Origin of the sequence: Mucilaginibacter galii (assembly GCF_014635825.1) — a bacterium.
Taxonomy (GTDB): domain Bacteria; phylum Bacteroidota; class Bacteroidia; order Sphingobacteriales; family Sphingobacteriaceae; genus Mucilaginibacter; species Mucilaginibacter galii.
This window is the reverse complement of the sequence record NZ_BMDO01000006.1, coordinates 24166-44164: the sequence shown is the minus strand read 5'-3', so window position 1 is coordinate 44164 and position 19999 is coordinate 24166. Positions and strand designations below refer to the sequence as shown.

General features: G+C 49.7%; 20 protein-coding genes and 1 pseudogene. 14 read left to right on the top strand and 7 right to left on the bottom strand.

The features are described from left to right. Positions 1-17 precede the first annotated feature (17 nt). Genes IEV61_RS11675 through IEV61_RS11655 form a run of 5 tightly spaced genes read left to right on the top strand, consistent with a single transcriptional unit; the run spans position 18 to position 3394 of the window. Entirely contained in the window at positions 18-428 is a 411-nt protein-coding gene (locus IEV61_RS11675; protein WP_188416843.1) for a hypothetical protein, read from the top strand. Next, a complete protein-coding gene (locus tag IEV61_RS11670; RefSeq protein WP_188416842.1) occupies positions 425-862 on the top strand; it encodes a M23 family metallopeptidase in 438 nt (145 codons plus the stop codon). The genes IEV61_RS11675 and IEV61_RS11670 overlap by 4 nt, the downstream gene beginning before the upstream one ends. Then, complete coding sequence (locus IEV61_RS11665) at positions 840-2030, top strand: ArdC family protein (protein WP_188416841.1); 1191 nt, start codon at positions 840-842, stop codon at positions 2028-2030. The genes IEV61_RS11670 and IEV61_RS11665 overlap by 23 nt, the downstream gene beginning before the upstream one ends. Positions 2031-2033: 3 nt before the next feature. Continuing rightward, a complete protein-coding gene (locus IEV61_RS11660; RefSeq protein WP_188416839.1) occupies positions 2034-2798 on the top strand; it encodes a DUF4099 domain-containing protein in 765 nt (254 codons plus the stop codon). Next, positions 2798-3394, top strand: a complete 597-nt coding sequence (locus IEV61_RS11655) for a hypothetical protein (RefSeq protein ID WP_188416838.1) — start codon at positions 2798-2800, stop codon at positions 3392-3394. Before IEV61_RS11660 ends, IEV61_RS11655 begins: the two co-directional genes overlap by 1 nt. Positions 3395-4309: 915 nt before the next feature. Here IEV61_RS11655 and xseB read toward each other — a convergent pair. Further along, on the bottom strand, positions 4310-4537 hold the full coding sequence (xseB, locus tag IEV61_RS11650) for an exodeoxyribonuclease VII small subunit (RefSeq protein WP_188416835.1): 228 nt from the start codon (positions 4535-4537) through the stop codon (positions 4310-4312). After that, complete coding sequence (gene xseA / locus IEV61_RS11645) at positions 4512-5951, bottom strand: exodeoxyribonuclease VII large subunit (protein ID WP_188416833.1); 1440 nt, start codon at positions 5949-5951, stop codon at positions 4512-4514. Before xseA ends, xseB begins: the two co-directional genes overlap by 26 nt. A gap of 200 nt (positions 5952-6151) precedes the next feature. Here xseA and IEV61_RS11640 point away from each other — a divergent pair, with 200 nt between their 5' ends. Together IEV61_RS11640 and IEV61_RS11635 are read left to right on the top strand one after the other, a co-directional pair. Continuing rightward, positions 6152-6454: a hypothetical protein gene (locus IEV61_RS11640; RefSeq protein ID WP_188416831.1), complete on the top strand. Its 303-nt coding sequence runs from the start codon at positions 6152-6154 to the stop codon at positions 6452-6454. After that, complete coding sequence (locus tag IEV61_RS11635; protein ID WP_188416829.1) at positions 6403-7329, top strand: SOS response-associated peptidase; 927 nt, start codon at positions 6403-6405, stop codon at positions 7327-7329. Before IEV61_RS11640 ends, IEV61_RS11635 begins: the two co-directional genes overlap by 52 nt. A 1-nt stretch (position 7330) precedes the next feature. Here IEV61_RS11635 and IEV61_RS11630 read toward each other — a convergent pair whose 3' ends face one another. The 4 genes from IEV61_RS11630 to IEV61_RS11615 are packed head-to-tail and all read right to left on the bottom strand — an operon-like array spanning position 7331 to position 13107. Continuing rightward, entirely contained in the window at positions 7331-10534 is a 3204-nt protein-coding gene (locus tag IEV61_RS11630) for an error-prone DNA polymerase (RefSeq protein WP_188416827.1), read from the bottom strand. Further along, positions 10531-12033, bottom strand: a complete 1503-nt coding sequence (locus IEV61_RS11625) for a Y-family DNA polymerase (protein ID WP_188416826.1) — start codon at positions 12031-12033, stop codon at positions 10531-10533. The genes IEV61_RS11630 and IEV61_RS11625 overlap by 4 nt, the downstream gene beginning before the upstream one ends. Then, the gene (locus tag IEV61_RS11620; RefSeq protein ID WP_188416824.1) at positions 12026-12751 is read right to left on the bottom strand and encodes an ImuA family protein; all 726 of its coding nucleotides are present in this window, start codon (positions 12749-12751) and stop codon (positions 12026-12028) included. Before IEV61_RS11620 ends, IEV61_RS11625 begins: the two co-directional genes overlap by 8 nt. 11 nt (positions 12752-12762) lie before the next feature. Then, the gene (locus IEV61_RS11615) at positions 12763-13107 is read right to left on the bottom strand and encodes a hypothetical protein (RefSeq protein ID WP_188416822.1); all 345 of its coding nucleotides are present in this window, start codon (positions 13105-13107) and stop codon (positions 12763-12765) included. Between the two features lie 90 nt (positions 13108-13197). On the opposite strand from IEV61_RS11615, the gene IEV61_RS11610 reads away from it, so the two are divergent. The 4 genes from IEV61_RS11610 to IEV61_RS11595 are packed head-to-tail and all read left to right on the top strand — an operon-like array spanning position 13198 to position 14811. After that, the gene (locus IEV61_RS11610) at positions 13198-13473 is read left to right on the top strand and encodes a hypothetical protein (protein ID WP_188416820.1); all 276 of its coding nucleotides are present in this window, start codon (positions 13198-13200) and stop codon (positions 13471-13473) included. Then, entirely contained in the window at positions 13457-13951 is a 495-nt protein-coding gene (locus tag IEV61_RS11605; RefSeq protein WP_188416818.1) for a helix-hairpin-helix domain-containing protein, read from the top strand. The genes IEV61_RS11610 and IEV61_RS11605 overlap by 17 nt, the downstream gene beginning before the upstream one ends. 4 nt (positions 13952-13955) lie before the next feature. Further along, positions 13956-14564, top strand: a complete 609-nt coding sequence (locus tag IEV61_RS11600) for an alpha-ketoglutarate-dependent dioxygenase AlkB family protein (RefSeq protein WP_188416815.1) — start codon at positions 13956-13958, stop codon at positions 14562-14564. Between the two features lie 13 nt (positions 14565-14577). Then, the gene (locus IEV61_RS11595) at positions 14578-14811 is read left to right on the top strand and encodes a hypothetical protein (RefSeq protein ID WP_188416813.1); all 234 of its coding nucleotides are present in this window, start codon (positions 14578-14580) and stop codon (positions 14809-14811) included. A gap of 216 nt (positions 14812-15027) precedes the next feature. On the opposite strand, the gene IEV61_RS11590 is transcribed toward IEV61_RS11595, so the two are convergent. Then, the gene (locus tag IEV61_RS11590; RefSeq protein WP_188416811.1) at positions 15028-16131 is read right to left on the bottom strand and encodes a S1/P1 nuclease; all 1104 of its coding nucleotides are present in this window, start codon (positions 16129-16131) and stop codon (positions 15028-15030) included. Between the two features lie 99 nt (positions 16132-16230). Here IEV61_RS11590 and IEV61_RS11585 point away from each other — a divergent pair, with 99 nt between their 5' ends. From IEV61_RS11585 to uvrA, 3 genes and pseudogenes are all read left to right on the top strand, one after another. After that, positions 16231-17013: an SDR family oxidoreductase gene (locus tag IEV61_RS11585; protein ID WP_188416809.1), complete on the top strand. Its 783-nt coding sequence runs from the start codon at positions 16231-16233 to the stop codon at positions 17011-17013. Between the two features lie 70 nt (positions 17014-17083). Next, positions 17084-17194, top strand: a pseudogene (locus IEV61_RS20780) (DUF3606 domain-containing protein); the annotation flags it as partial. 260 nt (positions 17195-17454) lie between these two features. Continuing rightward, positions 17455-19977 carry an excinuclease ABC subunit UvrA gene (gene uvrA / locus IEV61_RS11575; protein WP_188416807.1) on the top strand — a complete coding sequence of 841 codons (2523 nt, stop codon included), beginning with the start codon at positions 17455-17457 and terminating at the stop codon, positions 19975-19977. The last annotated feature ends 22 nt before the right edge of the window (positions 19978-19999 follow it).

Genomic DNA, 19999 nt, shown 5'->3' with positions numbered 1-19999 from the left:
ATCATTCATTTTTAATTATGAACAACGACAATTTGCACGCCACCCTGGTGATGGTGCATCCTGAACTGAAGAACGATCCCCTGCAAAATCAGGGCAAGATCGCCATGGTCAACTATGACCGTGACCTGAACCACGAAGTATACGTGGCTTTTGAAAACGGACAGAATGCCGTCTATCATCCCGCAGAACTGCTTCGCCTGAAAGATAAACAGGAGGTGTTCAATGACCTGATGACGAATGGATCTGCCATGGCGCCCAACGATTTTAAAGCGCTCTATAAAATTATGCTGCTTCAAGAACGCGAGACGCCTAAAGCGAATTGGGAGGCATTAGAAATTGCACGGGATAACCCGGGCACCTGGGCGCGTGCTTTGGAAGCGCCCAAGCAGAACCGCAGTGTTGAACTGAACAAGGCCTTCACGCGATGAAACTGCTGATCAGCCTGTGCCTGGTCTGCCTTCCCCTGAAATACCTCCGGCTCAATTCTGCCTTCGGCTACCGTAACCATCCGCTGACCGGTACCCGTAAGCTTCACGAAGGCATTGACCTGCACGCCCGCCGGGATACGGTCTATGCCATTATGGATGGGCTGGTGACCTATACCGGTTATGATGGCGGACTGGGCATTCATATCCGGTTGCAGCATGGCGCGCTTAGTTCCGTCTACGGACATTTGAGCCGTGTCTTTATCGGTCAGCAGGATTCAGTCAAGGCGGGTGAGGCTATCGGCATTACCGGCGCGACCGGCCGGGTAACCGGCGAACACCTTCATTTAAGTATCCGTTACCGGGATCGTTACATCGATCCTCTACAATTCTTATATCAAACCATTATTCATCATGGAAAAATCCAAAAATTATAAACCTTTTTATGCCCAGGTGGCAGATAAGATCATTGCTTCCCTTGGCGCAGGTACCTCGCCGTTCCAGCAGCCGGTGAGGGAAAACGGACAACCTGCTTTCATTAAGCCCATCAACCCGACGACCGGCAAGGGCTACAGTGCGCTTAATGCCCTGGCGCTTTCCCTCAAGGGACATGAAGACCCCAGGTGGATGACCGCTGAAGCTGCCCGCTTCGCTGGTTACCTCGTCAAGAAGGATTCCAAAGGAACAATGATCACCTTCCCAAAGACCAGCGACATCCAGGCCATCCGTAAGCCGGACGGCTCCAAAATTACGGACGAGGCCGGCGTGACCCAGACCAAACTGGTAGAATTCGAGAAGCCGGAGAAAGGGGTGGCTTTCTTATTCAACGGCTCGCAGATCGATAAAATTGAGCCTTTAGCGGAATACCTCGCCAAACAAAACGAAGGACAAACGCTCTCGCCCATCGAAAAGGCGGAAAAACTGCTTAAAAACAGTAAAGCCGTGATCATTGATGGCGGACAGGAAGCCTACTATGACCATAAAAGGGATGCTATCTTCATGCCCGAGAAGGACCAGTTCCCCAGCGAGACCGCCTATTACCAGGTAGCTATCCATCAGCTTGCCCATTGGACGGGCCACGAAAGCCGTCAGAAACGCCCGATGGAAGGTAAGTTCGGTTCAGCCGAGTATGCGAGGGAAGAGTTCCGTGCTGCCATGGCGGCCATGATCATCGGCGGCGAAATCAAACTCGGCCATGATTTCGGTCCGCACAAGGCGTACACCGGGAACTGGGTTAAGATGCTTAAGGAGGAACCCTATGAGATCGCCCGCGTAGCTAAGGATGCACAGCGTATCGCCAATACCATATTAGGTACAGGCCAAAAGCGGGAAGTGGCCCAGGATAAAGCTGCCACCGTAAGCACTGCCCTGGCCAAAGGCGATGCCATCGTGTACAATAATACCATCTACAACGTATTGGACAAAAAGGGTAAAACGCTGGATATGGAAAAAGCCGATACCGGGGAGAAGTTCAAGCTCAAACCTACGGATGCGCTTTACGGCAAGCTGTTGGAGGCTAAGAACAACCCGGTAGCATTGCAGGTCGCCGAAGTACAGAAGCAGGAGGAAGGCCAGCAGCAAACTTATTCAAGAGGAGGAAGATAAACCATGAACTTCAGAAAATTTAAAGAGCAGCAACTCCCCATGGAGGATCTGGAAACCATCGGACTGGCCGCAGGTGGCCAGCTCCTGTTAAATGTTGATGATCTGAAAGCATTGCTGTCCGGCGGGCGCACCAGTTTGCTGCAACTCAGCAACCTCGAAGCCGAAAACATCAGGATCAAATCCATGGATGCCAAATTATCGCTGCAGCCCGATGCCAAAGGTAAGGTCAACCTGCTCATTCACCCGGTCTACCGCAAAGCGGTTGCGCCGGAGTTTTTGAAAGGGGATGAAGCGAGGCAATTACAGCAAGGGGAGTTTGCCAATTTGCTTAAAATTGTGCCCGACGGAACCGGTCGTCACAAACAGCTGATTGTAGAATTTGATGCAGATACCCGTGAATTCATCATTTCGGATTCCGCCAGGATACTGGCTCCGGATATGGTGAACGGCGAGTTTTTGATCCCTGCCCAGAAGGAGGCTTTTCGTAAAGGTAAAGAAGTACAACTGCCCGATCATACCCGGTTCGCTTATACGGCCATTGACCCGCAGGGGATCAGGGCGAACAAGCTCGCTTTGATTGCCTCAATCCTGATCGATGGTGGTTTAAGCTATGCCCTGTACAAGGGACTGAATGCTCTGTTCAATCAAAAACATGACGAGCAGGCAGAAAAGCTTAGCGCCGGTTATCATAATGCGTTAACCGATATGGAGGAGCAGGCAAGTTCATTAAATGTGGAAGCATTAACCGTTAACCGGATGTCTCGTTAATGAACGAATTGCTGACCAGGCTTGGGGTGCCCCCGGCACTGCAAGCCTGGTTTGACTGTGAAAAAGAGACCGTCTTTGATTATGGTGGTGCAAAGGAGATCTTTGCAGCGGGCTTTCATAAGGTACCTACTACGGTGAACCTGTGGCTGGGCGGGAACCGCTCCGCCTCAGAAGTGGTGATCACCCATTCTGTCATGGAAGCGATAGCCTTTCTGACTTTGCATGCTGGCCATTACCCCCGGCGGGATACCTTGTCGTTTATCGCAACGGGCAACCTGCCCGGCATGGCCCAGTTACAATGGATCAGGCAAAACTTCAAAAAGCGAAAATTCACACTCGTTTTCGGTAATGATCTGCTGGGTGCCCTAACAGATATTAAAGTGGCCGCCGGTTTGAAAGGGCAGGACACCAGGCTGCTGTTGACCGGGGATGATGTACGTATTCAAATGAAAACACAGATGCGCATCCTATCCGTTCCGCAGGTCAGCTTGTATGCTTTTGAAAAGGCTTTCGGGCTACGGATGGGCATACGGACCCGAAAACCGCCTGTCGCTTCCACATTTTTAGACCAGTTGAAATATGGGCAATCAGCTTAGCTTGTGCTGGTTCTCCCGTCTTTCAGAGAATCAGGTGATTTTAAAGGCTTAAAAATGCCTGACAAATATTTGCGCAGAACTAAAAAATTTAGTAAATTTAAGTACTAAACGTTATGAGAACATTCCTGCATCTGATCGCTACTTTTGTTGTTTCCACACTTGCCCTATGGGGTACCCTGGGTAAGGGAAACCCATGGCCGTGCTATGGCGTAGTCCTGGCCGTATGGGCATTGTTCTTTTGGCGCTACCATCGCCGGCTCAAACGGGATGCTTCTAAAAAACACTTCGAACAGGCGATGTTTCGCGATTATATGCGTGCACAGCCACGTAGCCGCTACCGTTAAGGCAAAGCCCCTGCGGCTCATTCAGCTCCAAAACCTCATCACGGCCTTCAATGACCTTAATCATCCTAGAGCTACCTCGTTCCTGAAGAACAACTTCCCGATGACTGCACCCTAAACCCGCAGCGGTAGAGTATTTTACCAGCTACGATCCTGCGGCCGGTATAGCGGAAAAGGCACTTTTGCATTGCGGGAAATCGGTTCGGGATATTTGCGGACATCGCCGCTGTCCTCGTTCGTTATGAACCGGGGTTAACGCTGCCCGATATGGTCAGGAAGATCGGAATTACCCTGTCTGCATTTAAAGGGAGGTATACACTAACAGAGTTTTGTCAGATAAGGGGTTTAAATATACGTTGCCTGATGAGATGACGCCCTAAAGACAATCCGTCTCCCCGTTTCTTACGTAATTTGTAAAGGCAGGCCACTAAGCCTGCTAATTGTGATAAGGTTTAGGTTGAAGCCTTCCTGCAGCGAGTGTGGGAAGGCTTTTTTATGTAAGGTTACTTCCAGATCAGAACCAAACCGGCTCCTGATCGTGAAAAGACCACAGCGTTGCCGTGATCACGGTGTATTAAATGTTGGTGTTGGTCTTCCCGTTATCCTGTTCCATTTCACTAATGATCGCACTCACATCACGGTCGGCACCCTGCAGTTTGTCTTTGCAGTAATTCACCAAAAATGCCGTACGCTTCAGCTTTTCAGCCAGCACATCTACCGGAACTTCCCCCTTCACCAGTGAGCTATGAATTTCGTCCAGTTCCTGGAACGCCTCATCATAGGTTAACTTCTCTTCCGTCATAATTTTTGATTTCGTCTACCGTCGCCTTAATTTCGCGATCCGCTAATATAATAGCTATTTCATTACCCTGCGCTAACTGATCACCCCGGCTAATGATCTTTCCTCCTTTTTTGATCAGGGCAAAACCCCTGTTGAGCAGGCGTTCCGGGGATATCAGTTCCAGTTCCGACTGGTAACGCGCCAGGCTTGTTCCCAGGTCTTCCAGGCAACCTTTGACCTGCTGTATAATCGCTGTGCGCTGCTGCATCAGATCCCGTTCGTGACCATACAAAACCAGCTGAGCGCGGCCGGTTATCCCGCTGCTTAACAGGCGAAGCCGGTGTTGTTGAGCCATCAGCAACGATTGACCGAGCCGCGTAATGCCCTGGCTCTTGTCCTGAAGCCGCCGTTTATGGTGGTTTAGATACGTTTCACAGATCATGCTGATCTCAAACTTCCTGGCTGATAATAAGTGGTGGTGCCGCGCCAGTAACTGCTGCGTTTTGATCAGGATGCTTTTTTCAAGCGAAAGCAATTCGTCTGCAAAAGCCCTGTTATGTGCCACCAGATATTCAGCAACCTTGGTCGGCGTTTTGAGTGCCGTATGGGCCATCAGATCCGCGATCGTCTCATTTTTCTGGTGACCGATGCCGGTCAGGACGGGTATAGGGAACCGGGCGATTGCCCGGGCAATACCATATTGCTCGAAGATCAGCAGGTCTGTTTGTGAACCGCCGCCCCGAATAAGCACGACCGCATCATAGCTGATCCCGGATTTATAGATGGTGATGAACTGGTCTACGATAGATTGTGCATTCGTTTCTCCCTGGACATAAGAATAATAGATATCTGCCTCAAAACGATATCCGAAGCCGTTATTGTCTAAGGTGTGCTGGAAATCTTCCAGGCCTGCAGAGACGGTTGAGGAAATGACCGCAATACGCTGAATGACCTTAGGTAAGGGGAGTCCCTGATTAAAAGTCACATAAAATCCGTCCTGTAACCGTACAAGCTCCGGGTTCTCTGCGACCAATCGGAGGAGCGTGTCTTTCCGCTGCTTTTCCAACACGCCCAGGGTGAAATTCGGATCCACATCCAACAGTGTGAGCTGTAAGCCGTAAACCGGATTGTAGGAGATGCTCACCAGGCTTAATACCTTTAGCCCGGTTGTAAAAGCCTGCCCGGTCACCGTTTTAAAAGCGCTGATCTTTTGAGCACCTTCCGCCCAGGCACGCGTAGGCAGTTTGGCAATGATGGCGATACCGGCTGCATCCTTCTCGATCAGGTCAAAATAATGCCGTCCATTTTTCTGGTTATGGTTAGCCACATCAGCGATTACCCAAAAAGACTGCTTTCCCAGCGCCTGATCCACGAGCTCCCTGACCAGCCCCGCAAGTTCTGATAAGGTGATGGGATTGTTGTCCGCTGAGCTCATAGGGGATAAAAATAGCTACATATTATACTTATCCCTAATTTTTTCCATAGAACATAGCCTGACCTCATCAATCCATACATTTAGCTGGTGCCATCACCAGCGCTCTGATTTTTGGAAATGGTTACTGGCCAGTTCAACTTACCACTTCGGAAGGAGCGAAAACTTCAATATTTACTAATTATTTTAGTAGTATTGCATTCATGGATGATCCTAATTTATTCGAGGTTGAGTTGAACGGCCGGATGGTAAACGTAAGCGTTCACCTGATCAAATCCGCTAAGATTTTTCATGTCGTTCAACCCGGAAGTAAACAGCCGTTAAATATTACTATTGCGGAGAACAAGGACGGCGAAAAGTTCTGGACATCGGTTCCCGAAGGACGCCAGGAAGAAGCGGAACTTGCAGGCAAGGTTATTGCTGCTTATATTCGTGAATACAGGAGGAACCAGTTATGTGCTACTACAACGGACAAAAAGTTACCCGCGCCGAATCTATTCGGTTAAAAGGCATAGAGAAAGCGATCAAGAGATATAACTTTCTGAACGTTGGCGTACATAATGGTTTCAATTACGCGCCCTGCGCGATTTTGATTCCCTCAGCTAACGGAAAGGACTTCGACATCGTACAGGCCGAATGGGGTTATGTACCCGGCTTTGTGAAGACCCGGACCGAAGCCAATATCTTTCGTGCTAAATATACCACACTCAATTTCAAGTCGGAAAACCTATTCGTGAAAGAAAATGGCGATCGCTCGATGTGGGCTGATGCGGCTAAGAACCGCCGTTGCCTCGTGTTATCAACCGGTATCGTAGAATCACGTCATGTCCCCAAAATTGGCAAGAAAGGGCAGGAGCTCAAGGAAATGATCAAATATCCCTACCAAATCAGTTTAAAAGGCCAGGAATATTTCTACTTGCCAGGGCTTTATAACGAGTGGCTGGATCCGGAAACCAGCCAATTCGTGATAACCGTAGCATTCGGTATTACGGATTCCAATCAGGTAATGTCGCAGATCCACAATTCCAAAAAACGCATGCCGGCCATTTTAACCGATGAACTGGCCTGGGAATGGCTCATGGAGAAACCAAGTGAAGAACGTCTCTCTCAGATTGCCAGGACACAGATCCCTTCCAGGCTGCTGGACTTTTGTACGGTTGACCGTAATTACCGGACGACGTTGGAAGCTACACCTTTGGATTATCCTGAACTGGCACCGATCGATACCGCTTTCATCGATACAGAAGAACTGAAATTTAATCATTGGCCTATGGAACTGGAGCAATTGTCCGATCAAAAGGAGGAAATGGTTCTGGCTGGAGAAACAATCCCAGCTTATTACCCGCCCAGGATAAACAAGCAGGGTGATCTGTTCAGTTAATTTATTTGAAATTTCTTCCTTTATGGAAATTGTCCTCAGGCTGCTGCGTCTTTAGCGGCTTATCCATTGGAATAAAAGGTGCGGCTTTTTCATCTGCCCTGGATAAGGTGAGCACCGGTTGCTGTTCATTGCGAACAGCGGTCAGATCGCCCAGTAGTTTGGTCACGTCAAATATTCTGCGCACGATGATATGCGTCACCTCCGTCCGTTCCACAACACCCTCGACCATCAACAGGCGCGCACGAAGGATCTCTTTACGATACTGATCAAAGATCTTGGGAAAAACCACCAGGTTGGTCGTCCCGGTCTCATCTTCCAGGGTGATAAAGCATACGCCCTTAGCCGTCCCTGGTCGTTGCCGGATCAGGATCAGTCCAGCCGTTTTAATTGTCGTTTTATTCTCGGCCTGTATAATTTCCTGTGCTGGAACTATGCGCAGCAGTTCAAGTGTATGCCGGATAAAGGTCAATGGGTGACCCTTGATCGAAAGACCAGTCGTTGCATAATCCTGCACCACCTGTTCGGAGAGCCTTAACTCGGGTAAACAGACCTCAGGCTCATGCAAGCTTTCAGACGGCTGCCCCTTCATTAATTGTACAGGCCGGTCATGCAGGGCGGTAACTTCCCAGAGTGCACGCCTGCGGTCCAGGTCCATCGAGCGGAAAGTATCGGCATTCGCCAGTATTTCCATAGTCGCTACGCTCACACCGGCATCACAAAGCTGGTGTGGTTCGGTATATGGCTTAACCCGGCAGGCGATCAGTTTTTCCATTTCCTCCTGGCGAATGCCGGTGATTTCCCGGAAGCCCCGGCGTATGGCAAAATATCGGCCTTGTTTAGTTTCCAACGTATTATCCCATTGCGATCGGTTCACATCGATCGGCAGCATTTTAACACCATGTTCCTCGGCATTCCGTACGATCTGTGCCGGCCGGTAGAATCCCATCGGCTGACTGTTCAGCAAGGCCGTAGCAAATACATCCGGGTAGTAGAATTTCAGCCAGCAGGATACATAGACGAGGAGCGCAAAACTGGCGGCATGGCTTTCCGGGAAACCGTAACTCCCGAATCCTTCCAGCTGCCTGAAAATACGGCGGGCATACTCCTCGCTGTAGCCGCGCGAGGTCATGCCGCTGATCAATTTGTGCTCGAACTTGCTGACCATGCCATTGAACTTAAAGGTCGCCATGGTACGGCGCAGCAGGTCAGCCTCGCCCGGCGTAAACCCGGCAGCCACTATAGCCAGTTCCATCGCCTGTTCCTGGAACAAAGGCACGCCCAGTGTCCGTTCCAAAATTGAACGGATCTCTTCGGATGGATATTCTACGGCTTCCTCACCATTCCTTCGCCGGATATAGGGGTGCACCATGTCGCCTTGGATCGGTCCCGGCCGGACAATAGCTACCTCGATCACCAAATCATAAAAACAGCTGGGCTTCATTCTGGGCAGCATGGACATTTGGGCTCTGCTCTCGATCTGAAAAACGCCGAGCGTATCGGCTTCTGTGATCATCTCGTAAACCTTCGGGTCATCCTGCGGGATGTTAGCCAGGGTAAGTGTTTCACCATAATGGCTCTTCACCAGGTCGAAAGCCTTGCGAATACAGGTGAGCATCCCTAAACCTAAAACATCCACTTTCATGAAACCAAGCGCATCGATATCATCTTTGTTCCATTCGATATTCGTGCGGTTCTCCATCCGGGCATGGAAGATCGGGCACAGGTCGCTAAGCTTGCCGTCGGTAATGACAAAGCCCCCGGTATGCTGGCCCAACTGCCTGGGGAAGCCGATCAGCTGCGAAGTCAGTTCGATTACTTTCAACAGGTGCGGGTCTTTGGGATTAAGGCCCAATTTACTGACCTGCTCAGCGGTTATTTCTTCATCAGAAAGCTCGCCGAAAGCATCGGATAGTGTTTTAGTAGTATCTACCGATAGTCCCATGGCACGGGAAACGTCATTGACCGCCCCTTTATAATGCAGCATAAAAACCGTCGGCAGGATTGCTGCGCGGTCGCGGCCAAAGCGGTTGTAAACATATTGGATCACCTCTTCGCGCCGCTCGTGTTCGAAGTCGACATCGATGTCCGGCGGTTCGTTGCGTTCTTTGGAAAGGAAGCGGGCAAATAACAGGTTAGATTTATCCGGGGCAACCGAGGTAATGCCCAGTACAAAACACACGGCGGAATTAGCGGCTGATCCACGGCCCTGGCAGAGGATCCCTTGTCCGCGTGCCCACGTCACATAATCTTCTACCGTGAGAAAATAGTCTGGAACATCCAGTTCTGCAATGATCTCCAGTTCATCTTCGATTGCTTTTTTGACCTTAGGTGGTACATTGTTCTCATAAAAGTTGTTAGCACCTTTCCAAGTCAGGTATTCCAGTTGCTGCTGAGGCGTGCGGCCTTCTGTCGTGAGTTCACTGGGGTATTTGTATTTCAGCGATTTCAGGTCGAATCGGCAGGCATCCGCAATAACCTGTGAATTAGCGATCGCTTCCGGATAGTTACGGAATAAACGCTCCATTTCCACTCGCTCTTTAAGATGCCGCTCGGCATTCTGGTGCAGTTTATAGCCAGCATTGAAAATGGTGCACTTCTCCCGGATGCAGGTCAGAATATCCTGCAGTTCACGCCTGGACACATCATGGTAATGCACATCGTTCGTCGCAACAAGTGGTACGCCCAGTTCCGCGAGTAAGAAAAGGCGCTTGGCATCATCACCGGTATAGTATTTGGTAGCGGCTATATACAGGTTAGGCAGGTACTGCTGGTAATCGCGTACATGCGTTTGAAAAACGAACTCGAATTCAAAGTCCTGTGTAAGCTTATCAGGCGGCATGATGATAAAATAGCTGCCTTCCGCGTGCTGGTAAACATCCTTTTTGGAGATAAAGCATTTTTCTTTTTCCGCACGTAGGTTGCCGAGCGTCAGTAAGGCTGAAAGCCGGCCATAGGCTTCCTTATCGGTGGGATAGGCCAGCAGGCTGGGGCCATCGAGCAGGTCCAGACGCACACCAGGGAGCAGCCGGATGTTGCGGTCTTTAGCCACCTGGTAAGCACGGACGACACCGGCAAAAGTATTGCGGTCGGTAATTCCGATGGCATCATAGCCCAGGTCGGCCGCCTGGTCGACGAGCTCCTCCGGATGGCTGCCGCCACGCCGGAAGCTGAAATTGCTGGTCAGCTGTAGTTCGACGTAGCTCATGCGAAAAAGCCATGTAAGTACCAGTGCTGATTATTCTCTGCGTTGTAGTGCCCGGAACGGAAAAGCCAGTAACGGCTTCCGGCCTCGTCTTCGACGATATAGTAATCCCGGTGCTCGCCCGGATCATCCCACCACTCGCGCTCAATGCGTTCAGGTCCATCGGCACCGACGATGAGATGTTGCTCTCCTTTCCAGATAAATAGTTTGGGCGCATAATCCGGTGTCAGGGCCATTGTCTCTATTGGTTCCGGCTGATCAAGTATTTGCATCGGCCGCGGTTTGTCCGTTCGCCATTCGCTTTCGGGTGCTTTTTTAATATCCGGATCAGGTTTCGGTGTGCGTTCCGGCCAGTAATGTTCGCCGGGCAGGTAACGTTGAATGTAAGCACTCCCGATCCGTCCCGCGACCCGGTCAAGCAGCTCCGCCACTTCTTCGTTATCTGCGCCACCCTTCAATGTCCAGATCTCACTTTGTTTGTCGCTCACAGGTTCTGTTTTGAGCGCATCCAGAACAAATAATTCAATACCCATTCCGGGGGCAACCGTGTCCATCTTGATGAAAAACAGTTTGAACAGGTGGGGCACCCGGTTACTGGAATGGTTGGTCCCGATCTTAATGTTACCGTTCTTCCCATCGATCCGGTACCAGGAGAACAAAACCGAACGCAGGCCAAGGCCTTCGCCATAAAGCCGTTTACATAATCTTTCGAGCAGGTCGTTCAATGCGATCTCGATGGCGGGCCTTGTCTTGATGGGTTCCAGGCAAGCCAGCTGTTCGGTATAAGGAACGGGTTCTTTGAGCGGGAACAAATATTCCGCTTCCTGGCCAAGTGCCTGTTTTAAACGCAAGACCATGTTCTTGCCAAAGCGGCGGCGCAATACCGAATCGGGCATGTAGATGAAACTGCTGATCTGGTGCAGACCCAGGTTGCGTAGTTTGATCAGCAGGTCAGCAGGCAACCGCAACGCGGAAGGGGGGAGAGGCATCAGTGCATTCCGGTGCGCACCTTCTGGTACAATGAGACCGGAGGTCGCAAAGCGGGCGACGCCCCAGGCGGAACCGATGGTATCGGCAATCGCGGGACGGATATGATAACCGGCCGCTTTCAACCGGGACACGATCTCCTGTAAATACGCTTTTTCGCCTCCTTTCAGATGGGTGCAGCCCGTCACATCCAGCAGTAAACCGTCCGGTGGATCCAGCTGGACGTATGGCGTATATCGCAAACACCATTCTGCCAGGCCGGTCAGCAATTTCAGGTTGCGACCTGGTATGCCGTCAAAGACCTGCAGGTCAGGGGCTATGATCCTTGCATCTGCCACGGTCATTCCTTCCGTGACCCCAAATTTTCGGGCTTCATCCGTTAACGCGGTGATAAGCATTCTGCCATGATCCGGTTCGGCAAAGACATAAGCCTTCCCTTTCAGCTCAGGCTGGCGGATCGCTTTCTGATCGGTAAGCAGACGCCGGAACCATATGGATGCAAAACGCTTAGGCATAACGGCGGGCCGGTTCAATGATTCGAGGTGCGATAATGGTCTGGAAACTTTGCTTTTTCCATTCGATGATCCAGTTACCAGGCTTGCCGTTCCGGACTTTTACCAGTTCTACCTGCCAGCGTGGATGCCCGACGCCGGGCATGCCGGTTCGGAGCTGGCTACGCACCGGGCTGATTTGCCAGCGCGTTATACAGGCGGTCGTGTTCACCTTCTTCACATCCTTTCTCAGCACGAAACCGGTCACATGGCTTTTCTCCACTGCCAACTGTAAACGCTGCGATTCCATAAAGCTCAGGTCTTTGGTTTCGCAGATCACCGTGGCCACTCCTTCACATTTCAAGGCCTCCTCAGTCACCCAAAGCACATCTTTCTGCAAAGGCACATCAATAAAAATTACCCGGTCAGGGTCAACACCAAACAGTTTGAGCGCAGGCGGATAGAGCCGCCGTGTATAACTGATCCACAAACAGGCACCGCCGCTGAGCAATAACTTCTGAACCAATCCCGCGATAAAACCGCCGGTAGCTGCCGTACTTTCCGGTTTGCTGCTGATAAACTCATGAATGGCACCGGTCGGGAATACACCATCGGGAAAAGCGGCCGCTACAGGGCCCAGCCCCAGGTCGTTGTCAGCGCCGGGCTTTGGTGGGCGGAAACCTTCCCAGCGGAGCATATCCTGCCGGAGCTTGCTGACGATCTCTTCTTTGGTTGCTTTCATGGTTGCCATTTTTAAAAGTCGAAATGCATCTGGTCAAATTTCAACGCACGGCTGCTATTGTATGCTTTGATTGTTGCTGCGATCGCGCCGACCTCTTCGGGGGTAAAAACTTCATCTTCATCGAAATCTGACAACTGTTCGGGGTAATGAATAGCTTCATACTGATTTTCCGCATCGGGGACAGTTACGGGCGTCGGCGGCTCCTCTTCCATGTTCATACAGATGACTGACCGCCGTTCACCGGCAACAATCTGATAACGCATAAAGCCTACTGTATCAGTCAATTGATCCAGCTGTTCGGCAGTGCCGATTACCTGACCTTCCTTAAATTCGAATTCTAAATTAAATGGTACCATGCCTGTCAGATTTTTGGAACCACAAATCTATGCTAATATTTTTAGTATTTTTATATGCTTTTTTACAATTTTTTCTCCACATTTGTTTTAATGAAAAGTAAGTTGTTCGAGGAGAAGACAGTAACTGCCAAAACAAGCGCTGAAAGATGGGTCCGCATTTTTCCGGATCAGGGCGACGGCTATCAGCTTTATGATGCTTTGCAGGAACGCGATGTCGGACGCATTTTGTTCGATGCTGATGGTAACTGGATCTATGATGGTACGGCACTAAACATTGATGAGCAGGAACACATAGCCGGATCAATCAGTGGAAATTATAAGGAAATGGATAATCTGATCAGAGGCCTCTATGAAAAAGAATATTGAATTGGAGCTGACTGCTGTTGAAAAACAACAACTGAAGGAACGCAAGATAAGCTTGAAAGCGCTGCGTGACTATGCACCGGATGAGATCTCGACGTTATTGAAGGCTTCGCCGGAACGTGCCCGAGAATTATCGGCGCTCGCTGAATTTCAGCGTATCCCGTCGCTTGGGATCGGTTTTGCGAAGGAACTGATTGCCCAGGGGTACTATGCACTGGAGCAATTGAAAGGCAAAGGTGCGGTTGAGTTATTCGATGCCTATGAAAAGCATTGCGGTTGCTGGGCTGATCCGTGTGTGGAAGATTCTTACCGGCTTTTGGTTCATTATATTGAGCATAAAGACGAAAGCAAACGCTGGTGGGATTTTACTAAAGAGCGAAAAGCTTACCGTGCAGAGTTTGGCTTTCCGGCAGACCGGCCGGTAATGGCCTGGTACGAAACGGATCAATACCCAAAAGCCAAAGCGCATTTGAAAAAGTAAAAAGATGGAACAACTAGCGTTATTTGCGGAAGCCGGGCAAAGTAAGGGATTGCCAACAAAATACCTGGAGTACATCCCGAAACTGATCGAGCCGTTCATCGGCCGGCAATTTCTGGAAAAATTCATTGAAGAGACACCCTGGAAACAACAGGTAAGAATGATGTATACCAAAGAAGTGGTCACGCCACGCCTGACCGCCTGGTACGGTGATCCGGATGCGTACGACTACCAGTCATTAAAGAAGACCATTCCTTTGAGGTGGACACGCGAACTGCTGATGATCAAAGAACTGGTCGAACCTATGGCCGGGGTTCAATTCAATAGTGTGCTGCTGAATTATTACCGGGACGGTAATGACTCAGTGGCCTGGCATAGCGATAAGGAAGAGATATTGGGCAGGAATCCAGTGATTGCATCGGTTTCCTTTGGTCAGGTACGGAGTTTTGACATACGTAACAAACACAACCATAAAGAACATTACTCAGTAAAGCTGGAACATGGTTCCTTTTTGTTAATGAAAGCGGGCTTACAGGAAAACTGGGAGCATCGGATCGCTAAATCCGCCAGGACGATGCAGGCAAGGGTGAACTTGACTTTTCGTGTTGTCAAATAATTCCTATTTTGCAATGATGATCACCCATTACGATTTCCTGAATATGAACGAAGCTGAGCAGTATGCAGCAGTCTGGAAAGGGACCTTTCTGGGTGACCGGAGGGAAGCCGGCCTTTGGATCCAGTGTTACAGCCTGGAAAATTTCTATGTGGAGGTTTATTATGACGCGAATGCAAATAGATTAGCGCGTATCCGTTCTTTCACCAAAATTGATCAGCTCGCGCCTTATCTTGGCCAGAGTAGTTAAGAACCTAATTCTCTATGAAGGACTACTTTAACTGATGAAAACTGACAAAGGCAATACCTAAGGTTTGAAATAGGCGAGCAATTGCTAATTTCTGAAAATGAATTGTTGATCAAGTTCGGTTTGGGCACAGTTAGATCAAAAGCTACCAGGCATCGGTCAGCCCGATAGCTTTTAATTTGAAATAATAGTTGGGACTTTACTTGCTGCTTTAGGTGGTTACTTAACAATCAATAATGCCGGATCGGTAATAATGATCTCCGGCTTGCCTTTATAATCGATGACCTGACCGGTGATCGTCACCTCTTTACCCTCAATGCTGCTACCTAATGCCTTGGCCTCTCCCTTTAGCGCCAACGTGAGTAACTGGTTGGGATAGGCTGCACCTAAATTGACCAAAACCATACTGCCGATATCCCGACTGCTGAACGCCTTGCCGCTAACGGTTACAGTCTTGCCTGTATAATTTTTGACTTCCTCCAGTTTGACGGTTGTCGTTATAGCTGTTACAGCCGGGGTAGGAGGGGCAGGAGCTTTAACGGCAGTTATTTTCTGACCGGCCAAAACCCGGTTCAGTTCCCCAGCCAGGCGGATACCAGCCTGGTCAATCCGCTTGCGGATCACCGGTATATATTTCTGGTAATAGATCTCGTCAATGTTTTGGCCCGGTTTGGCATTCGCATATAGTTCAGTGGTGATCTGGTAGCTTTCCCACAGCCATTCGATCGGGCTGTCCGCTTCCCATTTTTTAATCTCAGCCGGTGTGGCCGTATCATAAGTCTTCACGATCTCTTCCTGACTTAATCCTTCGTGGTCGATCAGTTTACTATCCCACAAGCTGTGCAGATTAGTTCCTTTATTGTCAAAGCGCAGCTGGATCGTGTTGCCACCCTTGTCTTCCTTCCGGCTCACGTGCATCGGCTGATGCGCATCACCAACTAAATGGATGAGGTATTTTAACGCCTCATTCTTAGCATCCGCAGACGCGTTCACATCTTTTAACGTCGATTCCATTTTGAGTATGGCGGAATACACGTTGTTATCGCTTTCCTGTACCGCTTTGACAAAGGCGTCCCGCGAAAGGCCTAGCGGTAAGTTAATATAGTGCCAGGGTGCTGTTTTGGGATCACGGTTTTCATCGGCCCAGGTACTTACTCCTTCCATCTGTTCCCCCTTCAGGTAAGCCGAAACGGTATAAGCAATGTTGGAAGTCAGATGGTGTTGTGCAATGGTGGCTACAGCGCGGTGCCCTTTAAATCCCCAAGAGACCAAACCTAAAGCGGCCAAAAGGATGCCGCCGGATAAAAATGAATATTTTCTCATAAGCTAATTATGCTGCAAGATGGTAAACGTTTGTGAATTCACCATGAATTTTAAGGGGGGAAATGCGAACTCTCAGCGCTCCAAATTGTTAATCTTTTTATGGCAAGAATATTCATTACCGGCTCAGCCGACGGACTAGGACAGATGGCAGCCAAAATACTGGTAGGGCAGGGCCATGGGGTCGTGCTGCACGCCCGCAATGAAAAACGTGGCCGGGAAGCGATGGCGGCAGTTCCAGGAGCAGAAACGGTATTAAGTGCAGACCTGTCAGTCATCGCGGAAATGAAAAAGCTTGCTGGAGACGTCAATGCATTAGGCGCATTTGATGCGGTCATACATAATGCTGCCTTGGGCTACCAAGAGCAGGGACGTGGCAATACACCGGACGGTCTGCCATCCGTCTTTGCAGTGAACAGCCTGGCGCCTTATGTCCTGACCTGCCTCATCAAACAGCCACAACGGCTGGTGTATATGAGTTCCGGTCTGCATACGCAAGGAGATGTCAGTCTCAAGGACCTAACTTGGAAAGAGCGCAGGTGGAGCGGGTATGCGGCTTATGCCGATTCTAAATTGCATGACCTGATCCTATCGCTGGCTGTTGCCCGCCATTGGCCTGATGTCTTGTCTAACGCGGTTGAACCCGGCTGGGTAGCCACCAAGATGGGTGGACCCAATGCCCCTGATAACTTACAAAAAGGTGCCGAGACACAATCCTGGCTGGCAGTTAGTGAAGATGTTGCCACAAAAGTGAGTGGAAGGTATTTTTATCATCAGCGGGAAAAGAATTTTTTAAGTGGTGCGTCAGATGAAGGAACCCAGGAGCGCTTTCTCAAAGGCTGCGAAGACATTAGCGGAATCAATTTCGCAATCAAATCAAAATAAACATTACAATGGACAGTAAACAAAACATTGGAAGCCCGGACCGGGACAGGATCAACATCATGAAAATTACGAGGTTGAGTATTGGATCCAGCAGCTCGGTGTAAGCGAAGAAGAATTAGTTGCGGCTGTTAACACGGTAGGTACGTCCGCCGATGCGGTACGTGAGCATTTAAAAAAGTAAACTAGACGATTCTGGAGGGATGTAATAATTAACGGAGCTTCTCCGAAACCTAAAAACCGAAAGAAGCAAGAGTAAACATCCTCAGACTAACTGTTGTTAAACAACATGATGCCTCCGGTCTGTATGATAATTTCCGCCAGTAGGTGTATAGCGTGCTAATTGATTATCAATTTCAGGAAAGTTAATTGAAGAGTGGCTTCAAAAAATTTCATTCTTGAATTTACCTTCAAACTTAGGCTGCCTTTTCCCGTTTAAAATCCATGGCTAAATCTGATACGGAATTTACAGGGTTTGTGAAAGTACGCGGCGCACGTGAGCACAACCTCAAAAATGTAAACCTGGACATTCCGCGCAATGCATTGGTGGTATTTACAGGCATTTCCGGTTCAGGGAAATCCTCGCTGGCTTTCGGTACCTTATACGCAGAGGCGCAGCGGCGCTACCTGGAATCGGTTTCGCCCTATGCCCGGCGTTTGTTCAATCAAATGGCCATCCCGGAAGTGGATGAAATTGAAGGTCTGCCGCCGGCGGTGGCCTTACAGCAGCAACGAGGCGCGGTAAGCACCCGCTCCTCTGTGGGCAGCGTAACCACCTTGTCTAATTTATTGCGCATGCTTTATTCCCGTGCCGGCGATTACCCCAAGGGACAAGGCATCATTTACGCCGAATCTTTCTCACCCAACACGCCCGAAGGTGCCTGTACAGAATGCCATGGTTTAGGCCGCGTTTACGAGATCACGGAAAAAACGATGGTTCCCGATGATACGCTTACTATCCGTGAAAAAGCGATCGCTGCATGGCCATCGGCCTGGCAAGGGCAAAACCAGCGCGATATATTGACCACAATGGGTTACAACATTGATGTGCCCTGGAAAGACTTGCCTAAAAAAGACAGGGACTGGATCTTATTCACCGAAGAACAGCCTGTGGTACCGGTCTATTCGGGCTATTCGCACGAGGAAATTAAAAATTTTATCAAGAACAAACGCCAGCCCGATTATATGGGCACCTTTACCGGTGCGCGCCGCTATGTGCGGCATACGTTTGCCAACTCTCAAAGCGCATTAATGAAAAAGCGCGTTTCACAATATATGATCAGCAGCGAATGCCCGCTCTGTAAAGGTAAGCGCCTCCGGCAGGAATCTTTGTCGGTAAAGTTTGCGGGTTATGATATTGCCGAATTGTCCCGGCTTGCACTGAATAAGCTGGCAACGATATTTGCACCCTATGCCACCGGCGAAGCAACTGCATTAAAAAAGATAGAAACGGCTTACCCCGAAAAAGTTGAGGTAGCCAAGCGCATAGCCGAAGACTTTGTTGCACGGTTGCAGGTTATGCTGGATTTGGGCTTAGGATACCTCACCGTTGAAAGAAGCACGCCAACCTTATCTCCCGGCGAACTACAGCGCCTGCGGCTGGCTACACAAGTCCGCTCTAACCTGTTTGGGGTGGTCTATGTGTTGGACGAGCCCTCGGCAGGCTTGCATCCGGCGGATACCGAGGCGCTATTGCGGGCACTGGATAAATTGAAAGCTGCAGGCAATTCCTTATTTGTGGTAGAGCACGAAATAGATGTGATTCGCCATGCCGACTGGATTGTGGATGTTGGTCCGGCTGCAGGTGAAAAAGGAGGGCATATCTTGTACAGTGGTTTACCGGAAGGCTTGCGCAACATAAAGGAATCATTAACCCGCCAATATGTTTACGATAATGTGGTTAGCAATAGTAACGAACCAAGAACACCTAAAGACTGGTTGAAGCTGGAAGGGATTACCCGGAATAATCTTTCAGAGTTAACCGCATCCTTTCCGTTAGGTGTGTTAACCAGTGTGACCGGTGTATCAGGTTCCGGTAAAAGTAGTCTGGTTAGCCAGGTACTGGTGGAACTGGCAGCAGAACAGTTAGGGTTACAAGTCGATATTACTGCTGATAAGGATGAGGACCCGCTGGAGCAATCGGAAGTGCAGACGCTGGGCGGTAAGATCGTTAGCGGAATGAAAAGCATTAAACGACTGGTGGTGGTAGATCAAAAACCTATTGGCCGCACACCGCGTTCAAACCTGGCCACTTATACAGGTTTGTTCGACCATGTACGCAAGCTGTTCGCAGCTACGCAGATGGCCAAAACCCGTAAGTTTGACGCCGGACAATTTTCTTTTAACGTGGCAAAAGGCCGCTGCCCGCATTGTGAAGGAGAAGGGATGGTTATGGTGGAACTGCTGTTCTTACCAAGTGTTTACACGCCTTGTCCAACTTGCGGTGGTACCCGTTACAATCCCAAAACATTGGAGGTGCGGTATAAGGATAAGAACATTGCAGAGGTATTGGGGCTCACGGTTGATGAGGCAGCCAGCTTTTTTGATGAGGAACCGGCTATTAGCCGTGCTTTGGAAGTGGTGCGCGAGGTAGGTTTAGGGTATTTGCGGCTGGGACAGCCCGCTACCGAACTAAGCGGCGGCGAGGCGCAGCGTATTAAGCTGGCGACCGAATTGCAACGTGCCCAAAACGGCCAAACGCTTTACATATTGGACGAGCCTACCACCGGTCTACACCCGTCCGACGTGGAGCGTTTGCTCCTTCAACTAAACCGGCTGGTTGATGCCGGAAATACGGTAATATTGGTTGAACACGATATGGACGTCATCGCTGCCAGCGACTGGGTAATCGACATCGGGCCGGGAGCGGGGGAAGCTGGCGGTAATATCGTTGCAGAAGGAATACCTGCAGACATCGTTAAAAGTAAACATAGCAGGACGGCACCTTATCTTGCTAAACACTTATGAAAATCATAGTAAGAATACTTAT